Below are 15,453 nucleotides of genomic sequence, written 5' to 3' on the forward strand. Positions count from 1 at the left end.
ATCCGTGCAACGCAGCCCCCACGCTCGATCCGGCGCCAGCATTGCTGGCATTTCGCCTGGGGCGAGACCATTCCATACCGGTGGGCGGCACACGATAGATGCAGACTGCATCCAGGGTCAAGACGACCAACGCTCTGGTCAAACCCGCAGACGCGCAAACCCGCCGTCTATATGGTGTGGGATGAGGCGAACTAGGACCTTTGCGGACTGCCCGATCGAGGCGGCTCGACCCCTGAAGCGAGCGGTGGCTGGACTGGCTCGACCATCCACCACCCGTGCCGATAGGTCAGGGAATGGCCAGGTTCGATCCGAAACCAGGCCGCGAACTCTCGTTCGGCATCGTCCCGATGGGTCATGCTCCAGAGTACCCGGGCGGCCACGGCGGTGGCTGCCATTGTTGCTAGCGCCACATAAAGGCGCACTCCCCAGAAATCGCCACGACCCGTTCGCCAGACGGCGAGGGCCAAGAGGGTGAGGGTATTCATCACCACGTGACCTTCGATCGACTTGCGCGCCAGCCAGCCGACGAACTGTCGTAGCGACCGCGGCACAGGCGGCGCCGGGGCTGGTCGACCACCGCCGCCGCCGAGCGTCGTCAGTCGACCATCGACCCGTTTGAGGCGTTGGAACATGGCCTTGTAGCGGACGTCGTTGGCCAGCCCCGCCAGGCACGTGGCGGTGCCCCATGCCAACCCGGCCAATGCCCACAGGGGATTCAGCGTGGCAACGAACAATCCCGCGCCGACGCCGCAAGGAACGACGAGCGCCAGACAGTGGTGCATGAGATAGTCGAGTGCCACGCCGTCGAGCGATTCGGTGCGATGCCAGCGCGCCAGTTGTCCATCGACATGGTCGAGCAGGTACCAGGCCTGCAGCAGCAACCCTCCCGTCACCCAGCCGAATGGCGAGCCGCAGGCAAAGGCTATCGCTGCCGCGAGTCCGCAGCCCCACGCCGCCAGGGTTGCCGCGTGCGCGGTGATTCCCCACGGCGCGACGATCCACGTTACCCGCAGCGCCAGCGGGCGAGCGACATGGCGCGCCATCCAGTTGCCGAGCCGCTTATGCTCGAGCTTCTGACAGGTGCGGTCGAGCTCGGAAAGCGTCGGGCGAGCGTTTTTTACCGGTAATTCGTTCATGCGGCACCTCGCGCCAACGTGCGCCATCCGCCGGCATGCCAGCCGATCCATGTGGTAGTTGCCCAAATGGCGATCACGGCGACCGACTTGAGGGCCGCATGCAGCAGATTGGGGACCGCGCTTCGATCGAATAACTCGCAGGTCATTGCCAGACCGAGCGTGGGGGCCAGCGTCAGGCTGACGCCCAGGAGAAAACGTTGCCGCTCGCGCGACGAGAGATCTTCCCACAGGGCCACGAACGCCGTCAGCAGAAAATGCAACACAAAGCCGGCCGAAGTGGCCACCGCCACACCCGTCAGGCCATACCCGGCACGCAGCGCCACGTGATTACCGAAGGCCGTGGCGAGCAAGGCCAGGATCAGTGGCCACAAGGCACGACGCTGGCGATCGACGGCGATCAGACACTGACTGGCCGGAAGCGCGAGCACCGAAATCGCGGTGCCGGGAACGAGCCACACGAGGGGCATGAGTCCCGAGCGGTAGTCGGGCAGCATGGAGGAAAGGAGCGGTGCCCCCGCGACGATCGCCAGGCCACCGAGCAGGGCCGTGAGCGCTGCCAGTGGCTCGCTCGCCCGGGCGGCCAATCGCGCGACGTCGCGCGGCGAGCTCGTGCGGCCGAACAACTCGCCGTAGCGCGGCGCCATGACGATCGAAAGCATGTTCGCCAGTCCGTAGAGCTGCCCCGTCACGAGCAGCGCCACCGAGTAGCAGCCAAGCTGGTACTCGCGGTCGGGCAGGTAGGCCAGGATCATCAGGCGATCGAGCGAACGAAAGAGCGTGCCGAGCACGCCGAACATCAAGATCGGCGCGCCGATCGCCACGAGTCGTTTGCTCTCGGCCGCGTCCCAAATCCAGCGCAACCGTGCCGGTTCGACCGCGTGCAAGAATCCCGCGGAGGCGGCCAGCACGACGAGCGTGCCGGCGTACATGCCGGGCAGCCCCCACCAATGCACGAAGAGGGCACAGGCGGCCAGCGTGAGCACCGCTTCGAGCAGCGACAGCGCGGCCGTCGCCGAGAAGGCCTGGCGTGCCCGCAAGATGGTGACGAGGAAGGTGACATGACGTTGTCCGATTGCGAGCGCTGCCACCGCCATCAGGCCCAGGCTCCAGACATTGCTCCCAACGTCGAGCGGATGGCCCGCGACGACGCAGGCGGCGGCGACGAGCAAGAGGGCATACAGCACGCTGGCCATCGTGTTGAATGTGAAGGCAATGGAGAGGCCGCGTTCGGCGGCCTGCGCATCGCCCCGGCCAAGGGCGATCGACAATTCGCGCGTGGCCCCCTTGCTGATGCCAAGATTCGCGTAATTGGCATAGCTCAGAAAGAGCTTGAGCCCCTGCCAGACGCCCATTTGCGCGGGATCGAGCAACATACGCAAGACGAGCGCCGTAACGACGCCAAGACCCTGGCAGACGATGGTCGCTCCGCTGGCGACGACGGAATCGCGCACCAGACGCCGCCAGCCAGTCACGGGACGTGGGGCCACGGCGACCGATGCGCTCGAAAGCGGGGGCGCGTCGGCGCGTGCGGCAACGGAAGGCGAGGGGGCTAGCTCAGTGGCCATGGCGATGCTCCCGCCAACGTGAGCTCATCCGTAGCGATGGTTGTCTCGTGGCGAACGGCCACTGGCACCGACACGCGATCCAGCACGACCTCCGCGATACGACGGGCGGCGGCCTGTCCACCGGCCGCGAAGACCGGCGCCGCCGGCGACGTGCTCGCGCCGGAGAAAGCCTGTTCCAGCAATGCTTCGAGTTCGGCCCCGCCGCGCGCGGTACCGACGAAGCCCCAGGCATCATTCGCCAGGAGATCGATGGAACCGGACGGCAGCAGTTGAATCACGGGCACGCCGCGTGCGGCCGCCTCGACGCCGGCGCTCGAGGCGCAGCTCAGCACGACATCGGCACGATCGACCAGCCGTGCAAGGTTGCCCCCACGCAGGACGGTCGCCTTGAGCCCGGGAAACGATGCCAGTACCGAGGTGAAGCTGCTCGTGTCGCGCGTGCGGGGATGCAGCTTAATGGTCAATCGCGCCTGCGGCAGTCGAGATACTGCCTGGCAGGCTGTCATAAGCATGTCGCGGTGCGTCTTGCTCGTCAGGTGGTACTCGACGGCGTCGGGACGTCGATCGCTGGGAGGAACGGTGGCGAGCAGCACGACGTGTTTTTGTGACGCAGGTTTTTCGACCCCGTCTGCCGTGGGCTTGCACGTTCGTTCGCTAAGAGCCGTGGTAGAGACCATCGTGGCGCCGGTGATCGAAATGCGGTCGCGCGTCACACCCCACCGTGCGAGCTGCCGTTGCGACGACTCGCCCCAGACGAGCAGTCGATCGGCTGCCGGCGGAGCGAAGCCGAAGCGAATGCAGGGCGCACCGTGTTGCACGACGTAACTTTGCGTGCCGAACGTACGCGTGACTTGGATCGCCACGCGGGGCAGGGGGGTGGCGTCTTCGTCGCAGAGCAACGCATCGGGCTGAATGGCGCGAAGCTGCCGTTCGGCCTCGGCGAGCAGCCGCGTGTGACGAGGGCCGTATGCTTGCGCGCGATCGGCCAACCAGCGCTCGATGGTGTGTCCCAGGTCGATACCTCGGCAAGCGAGCCGTGCCGTCAGTTTCAATTCGGCAAAGACGTTGGCCGTCCCCAGATCGGAGTCGCACACCAGTTGTCGCACGCCGCGCATACGCCAGCGCGCGAAGCCGCGCACGGCGAAACGATCGTACAGCCACCACACCTGGACGCCGCGGGCCAGTAGCTCGTGACAGACGGGATCGAGCACGCGCGGATTGCCGCAGAGCACGACGCGCGGTCGGTCGCTCGCCGGCAAAGTAGGGTCCGCGGTATTGCGTTGTGCCAACCGCGCAATGCCACGGCGCCACGCGCGATTGGCCGGGAACGCGAGCGACTCGGCACTGCTAGCGTCGTGCCAGCGCTCGACGCGTGCCAGGCGATAGCTGCGGCTCACCTCGCGGAACAGCGTGGCATACGTTTCGTCTCGCCCACGCGCCAGATGAAGCTCGAGCGGCTCGCGGCGGTGCGGCCGGTAGCATTGTTCGAAAAAAGCGATGACACGAATGTATTTGACCAGCTCGTAACGCAGGGCGAGCGCATTCAACCAGGCGAACAACGCACTGCTGTCTTGGCCATGCGCCTCGGCGGCGCATTCGGCAAGACGCGAGGCCTCGCGATCGATCCAGGCAAATCGCGCGTCGATGGCGTCGTCGAGCGAAAATCGCGCGGCGCTCTGCAAAGGGGCAGGCCACGAGCCTTCGCAGAGCAGGGCCGGCTCGTGCGGAGCGAGATGGGCGGGAATCAGATCCGCGCGGGCGAAAACTTTCAAGCGTGCTCCCCCCTACGTAGTGGCCGCGCATCGTTCGGCGGCAGACATCCAGGCGGCAAAGTCGGCCAGACTATCGAAGTGCGCATGTACGGTCGCGGCCGGTCGCACGCCGATCGACATGCCGCGCATTCCCTGCTCGATCGCTCCCAGCAGCGATACCGGACAACTGGAGACGAAGGCCGTCCGATCGGCAGACTCATCGACCGTCGTCAATATCGCGGCATAGGCAGCCGGCTCGGGCATGGTGAGCTCAAGATCGAACGACGACAGCACCGTGTGAAACAGGCCGCCCAATCCGTTTCGTTCGAGTTGCGTGGAGATTTGCGTGCTCGAACGCTCATCGTTCGTCAGCACCGCCAACCGATAGCCGGCGCCATGCAACTGCCACAGTGCCGACCGGACGCCAGGCAAAAGCCGTGTGCTGATGGCCAGGTCGCGGCGTTTGGCCGTGCTGGCGGCCTCGATTTCGTCGAACTGTGCCGGCGTCAGGCCCGACGAGAGCAGGAACGATTGAAACGCTTCATCAAACTCGCGTCGGCCGCGGTAGACATCGGCGAGATATTCTCGGTCCCATCGCGCGAAGAAGGTCTCGAAGTCGGCCTGCACGCCAAAACGGCCCAGCAGTTGGTGGAGCCAACGCCGCCAGAGCGTGGCATCGAACAAGACGTTGTCCGCCTCGAAGACCAGGCAGGCGACGTCGAGTCGCGCGGACGAATCGTGCGCCGGTGTGTCAGGCTCACCGTCGGCGCCCCGGGTTGAACTGGCCATGATGTACCTCGTCGTTGGCTGCGCAGCGTTCATCTGCCTGCGGGATACGCTACCGGCTAGATCACATCGTCCCAAGTAAGTGTTGTGTCGGCGGGAATATGGCGAGCCACGCGGCGCCCGACGAGGTGGCTTCGTTCCGACCAGCCCAGCCCGTCCCCCGGCGACTTCATCACGAAGGCCGATTCATCGAGTAGCGCGCCGGCAGGCAGCGCATGACGCGTGGCCAGGCTGCGGCCGAGCTTGGCGCGGACCGCGCCGATTTCGGGAGAGATGGGCTTATCGCTACGACCCAGGGCGACTTCGGCCTGGCGTAGGTCGGCGATCATCTGACGCAACTCGTCGGGTTCGAGCGAGCAGGCGTGATCGGTCCCCTTCATGCGGCGGTCGAGCGTGAAGTGCTTCTCGATCACCACGGCGCCCAGGGCGACGGCGAGTGGAGGCAGGAGCCAGCCGATCGTGTGATCGGAAAAGCCGACGAGCGCGTCGTAGCGTGTGGCGAGCGAAATCATGCTTCGCAGGTGGACCTCGCCAGGAGGCGTGGGGTAAAGCGACGTGCAATGCAGCAGCGCGAAAGTCGCTTCGGCCCCTCGCAGTTGACCGACCGCCACGTCGATTTCGTTCCAACTCGACATGCCCGTCGAGAGGATGACCGGCCGGCCGGCTCGTGCGATGCGTTCGACGAGCGGGGTGTTGGCCAGGTCACGCGAGGCGATCTTCAGCCCGTCCACTTCAAGTTGCAGTGCCAAATCGAGGCTCGGCGGATCACTGGCCGTGATGAGGCAGAGCAGCCCGTGGCTGGCGGCGCGCGCCCGCAGCGTGGCGTGCTCCTCGGCCGAAAGTTCGAGCGCCTGGCGATGCTCGCCGTAGGTGGCGCCGTACGCATGGGGGCTCGTGTAGGGTTGCTCGCGCGCGGCCGCCGAGAGTTCCCAGTCGAGATCGCGTTTGACGAACTTGACGGCATCGGCGCCGGCCCAGGCCGCCGCGTCGATCAATTGTTCGGCGAGCGCCAGGCGGCCATTGTGATTCTGACCGATTTCGGCCACGACCAACGTCGGCCAGCCGGGGCCCACGAGTCGCCGTGCGCCGAAACAGATATCTGCGGCGGCCATGACTTCAGAATCCCTTCCGAAAGCTGGCACGTGTCCCCCCAACGCGAGAGTGGACTGCGCCACGTCGCGCGAATCGGCGAGACATCAAGCCTTGATATGGACGCGGTTCAACTCCGCCATCCGTTCGCGTAGGGCGGGCTGCTGCTCGAGCAGCAGGGCAATGCGCTGGTAGTCGAGCGCCTCGGGACCGAGGGCATCGTAGATCGTCTCGGCATGCTCCCAGTCTTCCTCCAGGTCGACGGTGAGACGCACATCGTGGCGATCGATCGAATCGGGGGCTGGCAGCAAGCGAATCTTGAATCGCTCGGGGTGGGAGTAGATGTAGCGGGTCACATGCTCGCGATCGAGCGGATCTTGCGTGTTCGCGGCCGCTTCGCGCAGCGCCGCGGCGCTCGTCCACTCGGCGAACACGCCCAGGGGCGAAAGGATTACCGGGCGGCCGCAGCGCGATTGATAGCTGATGTAATCGCAATCCGGGTGCTCGGCCGCCGCCGAAACGAGCCGATCGATCAAATGCGGGTCGATGAACGGATTGTCTGCACAGACACGCACCACTGCCTCGGCGGCATACGAGTCCAACGCCGCGACAAAACGGCTGAGCACGTCGTCCTCGCTGCCGACAAAGACCGGCACGTCGGACGGAACGAGCTCGGCAATATTACCATCGTCCGGGCCATTGCCCGCTGCCACGATGACGGCGTCCAACTGATCGCAATCGGTCACGCGGCGCACGACCCACTCGAGCAGCGATTTGTTTCCGAGACGCCGAGCCAATTTGCCACGCAAGCGGCGCGAGCCGAGTCGCGCCTGTACGATTCCCAATGTCTTCAACATGCGGTCCACCTCGAAGGTCCATCTAGCGAACGTGGCCCCAGAACTCCAGCCATCCGCCTGATTCTGGCGGCGCGGAGTCTAGCAGTCGTGCGCCAACAGGGTCAATACGAGCAGAAGGGCAGTGCTAGCACTCCGGCGACGCGCCTTGCTAGCATGACCCTCTCGCCAGGAAGGCCGCCTCGTGGCACGTTCGGTCACCGGCGGCGTTCGAGACGTTCGCGCAGCCCCAGCAACTCGGGCACTCCGAGCAACTGCTTCACTTCGTCGAAGGTCATCATCTTGTCGGCAAGATGGTCGACGCGGCCTGCGCTCAATAGCTCGGTGGCCAGACGCCTCAGCACCGCGCCGCTGGCGAGTAGCGGTGCGACCGGACAGACCGTGATGCGATAGCCAAGCTGCTCCAACTCCTCGGCGGAAAAAATCGGTGTGCGCCCGCCCGTGAGCATGTTCACCAGCAGAGGATGACCGACCGACCGCGGGAGTCGCTCGATCTCCTCGCGCGACGTGGGAGCTTCGACGAAGCAGAGATCGGCGCCGGCCGCGGCGTACTGCCGCGCACGCTCAACGGCCCCCTCGAAGCCTTCGATCGCCCGGGCATCGGTTCGCGCGATCAAGACGAAATCGGGATCGGTCCGCGCGTCGAGTGCCGCGCGGAGCTTGAGCACCATCTCCTCGGTGGGAATGAGTTGCTTTCCCTCGAAGTGCCCGCAGCGTTTGGGAAATTGTTGATCCTCGAGGAGCATGCCGGCCGCGCCCGCCGACTCGAACTCGCGCACCGTGCGCTCGACGTTCAGCAGATCGCCGTGACCGGTGTCGCCATCGGCGACCACCGGCACGCGCACGGCACGGCTCACGGCGCGCACGGCATCGGTCATTTCGGTGAGCGTCAGCAGCCCGAGGTCGGGCAGTCCCAGCCGGCTGGCCGCCACGCCGAACCCGCCGAGAAACAGCATCTCGCAGCCGGCGGCCTCGACGATGCGTGCGGAGAAGGCATCGTAAACGCCCAGGCTGCGAATGATCGGTGGTGCCGCCAACAACTCGCGTAAGCGGCGTGCGGGGGTCGACATGGGATATCTCTCGTCGTGCCAAAGTTTCCGGACGATGCGCGATTGTAGGTCAGCCGTTTCGCCGCCACGAGTGTCCCGTCTCAGGTGAAATCTGCACCGCCACGAGCCACGTGGGCTGTGTGAACGGCCGTCTGCGGGCAACTTGTCCCCCTGCGGGCGCCTACTTACAATGACAGTGCGGCCCGGCTTCTACGAGGGCCGTTTTGTTTTTGGTCGGAGTACCAGCTCGCATGTCTACTTTGTCGCAACGCCACGCGGAAGCGGGCTCGGGCAGTCTTGCCGACGAGCAGGAAGAGGATGCGCCGGGCAAGGCGCACGCGGCCGTCGACCAGGAACGCATCCAGCGCGCCGTCCGCGAGATCCTCTTTGCCGTGGGCGAGAATCCCGATCGCGAAGGGCTCCGCGAGACGCCGGCGCGCGTGGGACGCATGTATGCCGAGCTCTTCAGCGGGCTGCACGAAGACCCCCGCATCCACCTGAAGAAGTTCTTCACCGAAAAGTACGACGAGATCGTGCTGGTGCGCGACATCAGCTTCGACAGCATGTGCGAGCACCACATGCTCCCCTTCATGGGCAAGGCGCATATTGGCTATGTGCCCAACGGAAAGGTCGTCGGCCTGAGCAAGTTGGCCCGTGTCGTCGAAGTCGTCGCGCGGCGCCCTCAAGTGCAAGAACGCATGACGGAGACGATCGCCGATCTGCTGGTGAGCGAACTCGACGTGAAGGGAGTCGCCGTCGTGATCGAGGCGACGCACACCTGCATGACCATCCGCGGCATCCGCAAGCCGGGCAGCCTGTGCCTCACGTCGGCGATGCGTGGCATCTTCCGCTCGAATCTGTCGAGCCGTTCGGAAGTGATGACGCTGATCTATGGGGAGCGACGCTGAACAGGCGGCGGCGCGACCCGTGGCGATTCTGACTCAGTTCGTCTTCCGGCTGGCCTTTGGGCTGGCGCTGGCCATGTCGATCACGCCGGCGCGGCTTGTGCCGTCGGGCTTCTACCGAGTCCATCTGTACGTCCTGCTGGGACTGAACGTCTTGGCGACGCTGGTGGCAACGACGAGCGGGGAAGATCAGATCGACCTTGTGCCACCGGTTGCCGGCGCACTGCTGAGTTATGCGGGAGCCGTGGCGTGGCTATACGAGAAGCCAAAAGCCGGGAAACTCTTTCTCGTGGCGGTGACGGTCACGTCACTGTGGGGGGCGTGGCTCCCGTTGGGGAAGTTGTCTCTCCTTAGGGCTGGGGCGGGGCAGACGTTCGTCGCGTGGTGCCTGGAATGGATCGATGCCCCCACGGCCGGCTTGCTCTTAGGGGCTTCGATGGCCTCGATGTTGCTCGGCCACTGGTATCTGAACACGCCCACCATGGACCTGATTCCCCTGCGGCGACTGGTGATTCTGCTGGCCGCCGCGGCCGTGTTGCGGGGAATCGTCTGCGCGGCGGGGCTCGGCTTTGAAATCGCGGCCGTGGGCACCCTGCGTTTCGAGCAGGTGTTGTTCCTGGCCTTGCGCTGGCTAGCCGGCATTTTCGGCATCCTGGGCCTGGCCTGGATGAGCTGGCAGACCCTGAAAATACCGAATACGCAGAGCGCGACGGGCATCCTCTATGTCACCGTGATTGGCACGTTCGTGGGGGAATTGACCTCGCAGCTACTGTCGGCCCGGGCAGGGTATCCTTTATGATCGAGGGTTTGGGGCCCGCGCGAACCTGCACCGCCTTGCTCGGACCGGTCCGAGTGCCTTGCCGATGAACGTTACTTTCTCTTGTCCCCGCTGCCAGCAGTCCGGCCGGGTCGATTTTGCCGCGACCGATCATTCGCTTCGCTGTCCGAATTGTGAGCAGGAGCTTGCCATTCCCGCCGAGGCCCTGGTCGACGGCGAATTGCGCCGCTGCCTGGTTTGTCCCAGCACCGATCTTTTCGTGCGGAAAGATTTTCCGCAGCGGCTGGGGGTGGGCATCGTCGTCGTCGGCTTCGCGATTAGCTGTTTCACCTGGGCCAATTACTGGTTGATCACGACGTTCGTCGTGCTGTTTGCGACCGCGCTGCTCGATCTGCTGTTGTACATCACGGTGGGCGATGCCTTGTCCTGTTATCGCTGTGCGGCGATCTACCGCGGGTGCCTGGGGCACGAGCAACATGGCGCGTTCAATCTCGAAACGCACGAACGCTATCGGCAGCAAGCGGCACGCCTGGCCGAACGTGGCGTTGTGAGGCAGACACCGACCGCACCTCGTTGAGCATTCCGCACGCTTGCTCCGACGACGCCAACGAACATATCTCGTATGGACGAACAGCGAGCACGCATCCAGGACGATCTCCGCGGGCTACTCGCGGGCGATGTGCGTTGCGACGACCTGTTTCTCGAACTCTATTCGAGCGACGCCAGTCTCTACCAGATCCGGCCGCTGGGCATCGTGCTGCCCCGATCCACCGAGGATGTCGTCGCGACGGTGCAATATGCCGCCACGAATCAGATTGCCCTGCATGCGCGTGGTGCCGGGACGGGGCTGGCGGGGGATTCGCTCGGTCCGGGGCTGATCGTCGATTTTTCGCGTTTCATGCGGCGCGTCGTGCAGACCGGCGAACGATCGGTACGCGTGCAGCCGGGGCTGGTCCTGGAACGACTGAACGATCATCTCGCGCCATTGGGACGCATGTTCGGCCCCGATCCCGCCATGAGTCATGTGACGACCCTGGGGGGCGTGGTCGGCGTCGACAGCGGCGGCAGCCATTGGTTGCGCTATGGATCGGCGCGCCGGCATATCGAAAGCCTGCAGATCGTGCTCGCCGACGGTAGCGTGATGGAAGTGGGGCGAGAGCCGATTTCGAGTCCGGCCGTCGAGGATGCTCCAGACGATCGCAAACGCAAGCTGGTAGGCGATCTGGTCGATTTGCTGCGCCGCCAGGCCCCGCTCATCGAGAAGTATCGTCCGCGCAGCCTGGTGAATCGCTGCGGCTACGTGCTCGACGGCATGCTGACCGAGGAACACCTCGAGCTGGCGAAACTATTGTGCGGCGCGGAAGGGACGCTGGCCCTGATCACCGAGATGACGTTGGGTACGGTTCCCGCGCCGAAGTATCGTGGCGTGGCCTTGTTGTTCTTCGACCGGCTCGAGTATGCGGCCCGGGCGGTCCACGAAATCGTGGCCCTGGAGCCGAGCGCCTGCGACTTGATGGATCGCCGGCATTTGAGCCTCGCGCGCGAGACCGAACCACGCTACGACCTGCTCATTCCTCCCGAGGCCGAAGCCTTGCTGCTCGTCGAGCAACAGGGAGATGATCGCGCCGAGGTGCGCGATCGGCTGCGCAAGATCGTCGATCGCGTGAAATCGAAGCGTTGGGCGTTCGATTCGCGGCAGACGTTCGAGGAGGAAGAAACCGAGTTCTATTGGCAACTGGCGCGCAGCGTGGTTCCCACGCTGTATCGCACGCGCGGCACGACGCGCCCCTTGCCCTTCGTCGAGGACGTGGCGGTGCCCCCCGACGTGCTGGGGAAATTTCTCGTGCAGGTGCAGAACGTCTTCAAGCGGCACCAGGTCACCGCGCCTCTCTTCGCGCACGCGGGGCATGGGCAGATTCACCTGCGTCCGTTTCTCGACGTCGAGAATCCCGTGGATGTGCGTACGATGCAGGCCCTGGCCGAAGACCTGTACGAGCAGGTCCTCGCCGTCGGCGGCACGATCAGCGGCGAGCACGGCGACGGGCTCAGCCGGGCCCCCTTCGTCGCGCGCCAGTACGGCGAACTGTATCCCGTCTTCCGCGAGGTGAAGCGGATCTTCGATCCGCAGTACATCCTGAACCCGGGCAAGAAGCTGGGAGACATTCCCGATTCGTTGACGCGCAATCTGCGCAACGCGGCGCCGCTCGAGGTCGTCTCGGGCGAGGAGGCCGCCGAGGAAATCGATGTTCCCCAGACGCCCATCGTGGCGCTGCAGTTGAATTGGAATCTCGACCAGTTGGCCGATGCCGCGGCGCAGTGCAACGGATGTGGCGCCTGTCGCACGCAGAAACCGGGATTGCGGATGTGCCCGATCTTTCGCATCTCCCCCGCCGAAGAGGCCTCGCCGCGTGCCAAGGCGAATCTGATGCGCTCGGTGGTCACCGGCCGGCTCGACGCCTCGATGCTCGTCAAGGACGAGTTCAAAGAGGTGGCCGACTTGTGCGTCAATTGCCAGATGTGCCGGCTCGAATGTCCGGCCGTGGTCGATATTCCGCGGCTGATGATCGAGGCCAAGGGGGCCTACGTGGCGACGAACGGTCTCCGCCCGACCGATTGGTTTCTCTCACGCATCGACCGGCTCAGCTCGCTGGGCAGCATGTTCCGGCCCTTGGCCAACTGGTCGTTGACGAACCGCGGCGCACGGTGGTTGATGGAAAAGACGCTGGGGATCGCCCAGCGGCGCAAGTTGCCGCGCTTTGCGCCCCAGACATTCTTGCGCCGCGCACGCCGTCGACGCCTCACCCGTCCCACGCGCCGCACGGGACCGAAGGTGCTCTACTTTGTCGACACGTACGCGAACTATCACGATCCGCAGCTCGGCGAGGCGCTCGTGGCGGTGCTCGAGCACAACGCGGTCGCAGTGTATGTGCATCCGCGGCAGATCGGCTCGGGCATGGCAATGATCTCACAAGGCGCGCTCGATCCCGCGCGGAAGGTGGCACGCCACAACGTGACGATCCTCGCCGAGGCCGTGCGGCAGGGTTACCAGATCGTCACCACCGAGCCATCGGCCGCGCTCTGCCTGACGCAGGAGTATCCCGCCCTGCTCGACGACGACGATGCCCGCACGGTGGCCGAGAACGCGACCGAGGCCTGCACGTTTTTGTGGCGACTGCACCATAGCGGCAAGTTGGCGCTCAACTTCAAGCCGGTCGATGCCATATTGGGCTATCACCAGCCCTGTCACCTGCGGGCTTTGAACGTGGGCAGCCCCGGCGAGAACCTGTTGCGGCTGATTCCCGGCCTGCGCGTGCGACGCACCGCCGACTCCTGCTCGGGCATGGCCGGAACGTGGGGCATGAAACGCGAGAATTTCCGCAATAGCCTGCGTGCCGGTTGGCCGTTGATTGCCAGCCTGCGCGATACCCGCTTGCAGGCGGGCACGACGGAGTGCAGCACCTGCAAGATGCAGATGGAGCAGGGCACGACCAAGCCCACGATTCATCCGCTGAAACTGTTGGCCTACTCGTACGGCCTGTTGCCCGACGTCGGAGTGCTGCTGACGTCGCCGGGCCAGGAGCTCATCGTCACATGATCGTGCGGGTGAGAATGTTCGCGGCGGCGCGGCAACTCGTCGGCGCCGAGCAGGTCGAAGTCGAACTGACGGAAGGCGCCACCGTGGCCGATTTACGCCAGGCACTGGGCGAAAACTATCCTGCAGTCGCGAGTTTGTTGCCCCAGTCGTTGTTCGCTATTGATGCAGAATATGTCAGAGATGACACGATCGTGGCGCCTACGGCCGAAATTGTCGTCATTCCGCCTGTAAGCGGCGGCTGAATCAGACGTTCGGTTCCATCGCGCCCGTGTCCGCTGGTGAGGCGCGCGTGTAAGATTACTGATGCTGGGGGCAAAAAGTTCCCGGCGCCGCACTCGATGGCCGGTTTTTTGTGAGACCCCTCGCCGGAGTACTTGGCGCGGGCGTCGCAACGGCCGCTACCTCATTTCCTGGCACGTTGGTCCGATTTCCTCGCTGCGCGATGATTGAGCTTACCCGCGAACCGATCGACTCGGCAAAGCTGCTGGCGCTGGTCACCCGGCCCGAGGCGGGGGCGGTCGTGCTGTTCCTGGGGACGGTGCGCGAGCTGACGCATGGCCGCCGCACGGTGGCGCTCGACTACGATGCTTATCCCGAGATGGCCGAGCGGAAGCTGGGCGAACTCGAGGCCGAGGCCCGCCGCCGCTGGCCCATCGTGGAATGCGCCCTCGTCCACCGGCTGGGTCATCTCGAGCTTGCCGAGGCGAGCGTGGCGGTCGCCGTGAGCACGCCTCACCGTGTCGACGCTTTTGAAGCGGGGCGCTGGTTGATCGATACGCTGAAAGAAGTCGTGCCGATCTGGAAGCAAGAGAATTGGGACGACGGCTCGACCGCCTGGGTACACCCTGGCACGGACGGCAGTGTGGCCTCGTGCGGCGAGCGCCCCACCTCGCTGCGAGGTGAACCATGAACGTCGCCGGTCCGCTCGTCGATAGCTTTGGCCGCGTGCATGGCGATCTGCGCATCAGCGTGACCGACCGCTGCAATATCCGCTGCTTCTACTGTATGCCGGCGGGCAATGTCACCTTTCGTCCCCGGCACGAATTACTCACGTTCGAGGAGATCACGCGCTTTGTGCGCGTTGCGACGCGATTGGGCGTGCGCAAGTTGCGACTGACCGGGGGCGAACCCCTCGTGCGGCAATCGCTGGCCGAACTGGTGCGCATGCTGGCTCACGTGCCTGGCATCGAGGATATCGCCCTAACGACCAATGGCATCCTGCTCGAAGAGCAGGCCGCGGCGCTCAAAGGAGCAGGTTTGCGCCGTTTGAATGTCAGCCTCGATACGCTCGATCCTGCTCGTTTCGAGCAGATCGCCCGTCGCGAAGGACTCGATCGGGTGCTGGTGGGGATCGCCGCCGCGCGCCGCGTCGGTTTCGAGAAGATCAAGTTGAACGCCGTCGCCATTCGCCATCTCACCGAAGACGATGTTGTGCCGCTTGCGCGGTTTGCGCGCGAGCAGCAGCTCGAGCTACGGTTTATCGAGTTCATGCCCCTCGATGCGGACGATGCCTGGCAGAGCGAGCAGGTGTTTGCCGGCGAGGATCTCCGCCGTTTGCTGGAGGCCGAGTTCGGCCGTCTCGTAGCACATCGGTCGGACGACCCCAGCCAGCCGGCCACCGACTATGATTACGCCGACGGGAGCGGGCGCGTCGGTTTCATCAATCCGGTGACGCAGCCCTTCTGCTCGAACTGCAATCGGCTGCGGCTGACGGCGGAAGGGCAGATTCGTAACTGCCTGTTTTCCACCGTGGAATGGGACGCCCGGGCCGCCCTACGTAGTGGCGCCACGGAAGAAGAACTGGCGGAGCTGATCCGCGATTGTGTGGCGGCGAAACGTCGCGCTCACGGGATCAACAGCGACGAATTCGTCCGCCCCGAACGGGCGATGTATCAAATTGGCGGGTAGTTTCCCGTTGCCATCAGCGATTGAATGGCTTGTGAGA

General features: G+C 64.9%; 14 protein-coding genes. 7 read left to right on the forward strand and 7 right to left on the reverse strand.

Features of this window, described 5'->3' with window-relative positions; genetic code table 11:
• Positions 1-191: 191 nt before the first annotated feature.
• The 7 genes from KF708_04570 to KF708_04600 all read right to left on the reverse strand — a co-directional run bounded on the left by KF708_04570 (position 192) and on the right by KF708_04600 (position 8,251).
• A complete protein-coding gene (locus KF708_04570; GenBank protein MBX3411970.1) occupies positions 192-1,136 on the reverse strand; it encodes a CDP-alcohol phosphatidyltransferase family protein in 945 nt (314 codons plus the stop codon).
• Positions 1,133-2,701 carry a lipopolysaccharide biosynthesis protein gene (locus KF708_04575; protein ID MBX3411971.1) on the reverse strand — a complete coding sequence of 523 codons (1,569 nt, stop codon included), beginning with the start codon at positions 2,699-2,701 and terminating at the stop codon, positions 1,133-1,135. The genes KF708_04570 and KF708_04575 overlap by 4 nt, the downstream gene beginning before the upstream one ends.
• Positions 2,686-4,473 (reverse strand): hypothetical protein, encoded by a 1,788-nt coding sequence (locus KF708_04580; GenBank protein ID MBX3411972.1) that lies wholly within the window; start codon positions 4,471-4,473, stop codon positions 2,686-2,688. Before KF708_04580 ends, KF708_04575 begins: the two co-directional genes overlap by 16 nt.
• Positions 4,474-4,485: 12 nt before the next feature.
• Positions 4,486-5,241, reverse strand: coding sequence for an HAD hydrolase-like protein (locus tag KF708_04585; GenBank protein MBX3411973.1), 756 nt, complete (start codon positions 5,239-5,241; stop codon positions 4,486-4,488).
• A gap of 56 nt (positions 5,242-5,297) precedes the next feature.
• Positions 5,298-6,350 carry an N-acetylneuraminate synthase family protein gene (locus KF708_04590; protein ID MBX3411974.1) on the reverse strand — a complete coding sequence of 351 codons (1,053 nt, stop codon included), beginning with the start codon at positions 6,348-6,350 and terminating at the stop codon, positions 5,298-5,300.
• Between the two features lie 84 nt (positions 6,351-6,434).
• On the reverse strand, positions 6,435-7,184 hold the full coding sequence (locus KF708_04595) for an NTP transferase domain-containing protein (protein MBX3411975.1): 750 nt from the start codon (positions 7,182-7,184) through the stop codon (positions 6,435-6,437).
• A gap of 194 nt (positions 7,185-7,378) precedes the next feature.
• Positions 7,379-8,251 (reverse strand): isocitrate lyase/PEP mutase family protein, encoded by an 873-nt coding sequence (locus KF708_04600; protein ID MBX3411976.1) that lies wholly within the window; start codon positions 8,249-8,251, stop codon positions 7,379-7,381.
• Between the two features lie 230 nt (positions 8,252-8,481).
• On the opposite strand from KF708_04600, the gene folE reads away from it, so the two are divergent.
• The 7 genes from folE (at position 8,482) to moaA (ending at position 15,416) form a co-directional block, all read left to right on the forward strand.
• Positions 8,482-9,138 carry a GTP cyclohydrolase I FolE gene (folE, locus tag KF708_04605; protein MBX3411977.1) on the forward strand — a complete coding sequence of 219 codons (657 nt, stop codon included), beginning with the start codon at positions 8,482-8,484 and terminating at the stop codon, positions 9,136-9,138.
• Positions 9,122-9,934: a hypothetical protein gene (locus KF708_04610; protein MBX3411978.1), complete on the forward strand. Its 813-nt coding sequence runs from the start codon at positions 9,122-9,124 to the stop codon at positions 9,932-9,934. Before folE ends, KF708_04610 begins: the two co-directional genes overlap by 17 nt.
• Before the next feature lie 64 nt (positions 9,935-9,998).
• Positions 9,999-10,490, forward strand: a complete 492-nt coding sequence (locus tag KF708_04615) for a hypothetical protein (GenBank protein MBX3411979.1) — start codon at positions 9,999-10,001, stop codon at positions 10,488-10,490.
• 45 nt (positions 10,491-10,535) lie between these two features.
• Positions 10,536-13,508, forward strand: coding sequence for an anaerobic glycerol-3-phosphate dehydrogenase subunit C (locus tag KF708_04620; GenBank protein MBX3411980.1), 2,973 nt, complete (start codon positions 10,536-10,538; stop codon positions 13,506-13,508).
• Positions 13,505-13,750: a MoaD/ThiS family protein gene (locus tag KF708_04625; protein MBX3411981.1), complete on the forward strand. Its 246-nt coding sequence runs from the start codon at positions 13,505-13,507 to the stop codon at positions 13,748-13,750. The genes KF708_04620 and KF708_04625 overlap by 4 nt, the downstream gene beginning before the upstream one ends.
• 200 nt (positions 13,751-13,950) lie before the next feature.
• Positions 13,951-14,418 carry a molybdenum cofactor biosynthesis protein MoaE gene (locus KF708_04630; protein MBX3411982.1) on the forward strand — a complete coding sequence of 156 codons (468 nt, stop codon included), beginning with the start codon at positions 13,951-13,953 and terminating at the stop codon, positions 14,416-14,418.
• On the forward strand, positions 14,415-15,416 hold the full coding sequence (gene moaA / locus KF708_04635; GenBank protein ID MBX3411983.1) for a GTP 3',8-cyclase MoaA: 1,002 nt from the start codon (positions 14,415-14,417) through the stop codon (positions 15,414-15,416). The genes KF708_04630 and moaA overlap by 4 nt, the downstream gene beginning before the upstream one ends.
• Positions 15,417-15,453 lie beyond the last annotated feature (37 nt).

This window comes from Pirellulales bacterium, assembly GCA_019636335.1.
Taxonomy (GTDB): domain Bacteria; phylum Planctomycetota; class Planctomycetia; order Pirellulales; family JAEUIK01; genus JAHBXR01.

Excerpts from the sequence above, each read along its gene's own strand:
- KF708_04570 (MBX3411970.1), bottom strand. The coding sequence starts at position 1,136 with ATGAACGAATTACCGGTAAAAAACGCTCGCCCGACGCTTTCCGAGCTC.
- KF708_04575 (MBX3411971.1), bottom strand. The coding sequence starts at position 2,701 with ATGGCCACTGAGCTAGCCCCCTCGCCTTCCGTTGCCGCACGCGCCGAC.
- KF708_04585 (MBX3411973.1), bottom strand. The coding sequence starts at position 5,241 with ATGGCCAGTTCAACCCGGGGCGCCGACGGTGAGCCTGACACACCGGCG.
- KF708_04590 (MBX3411974.1), bottom strand. The coding sequence starts at position 6,350 with ATGGCCGCCGCAGATATCTGTTTCGGCGCACGGCGACTCGTGGGCCCC.
- KF708_04595 (MBX3411975.1), bottom strand. The coding sequence starts at position 7,184 with ATGTTGAAGACATTGGGAATCGTACAGGCGCGACTCGGCTCGCGCCGC.
- KF708_04600 (MBX3411976.1), bottom strand. The coding sequence starts at position 8,251 with ATGTCGACCCCCGCACGCCGCTTACGCGAGTTGTTGGCGGCACCACCG.
- folE (MBX3411977.1), top strand. The coding sequence starts at position 8,482 with ATGTCTACTTTGTCGCAACGCCACGCGGAAGCGGGCTCGGGCAGTCTT.
- KF708_04610 (MBX3411978.1), top strand. The coding sequence starts at position 9,122 with ATGGGGAGCGACGCTGAACAGGCGGCGGCGCGACCCGTGGCGATTCTG.
- KF708_04615 (MBX3411979.1), top strand. The coding sequence starts at position 9,999 with ATGAACGTTACTTTCTCTTGTCCCCGCTGCCAGCAGTCCGGCCGGGTC.
- KF708_04620 (MBX3411980.1), top strand. The coding sequence starts at position 10,536 with ATGGACGAACAGCGAGCACGCATCCAGGACGATCTCCGCGGGCTACTC.
- KF708_04625 (MBX3411981.1), top strand. The coding sequence starts at position 13,505 with ATGATCGTGCGGGTGAGAATGTTCGCGGCGGCGCGGCAACTCGTCGGC.
- KF708_04630 (MBX3411982.1), top strand. The coding sequence starts at position 13,951 with ATGATTGAGCTTACCCGCGAACCGATCGACTCGGCAAAGCTGCTGGCG.
- moaA (MBX3411983.1), top strand. The coding sequence starts at position 14,415 with ATGAACGTCGCCGGTCCGCTCGTCGATAGCTTTGGCCGCGTGCATGGC.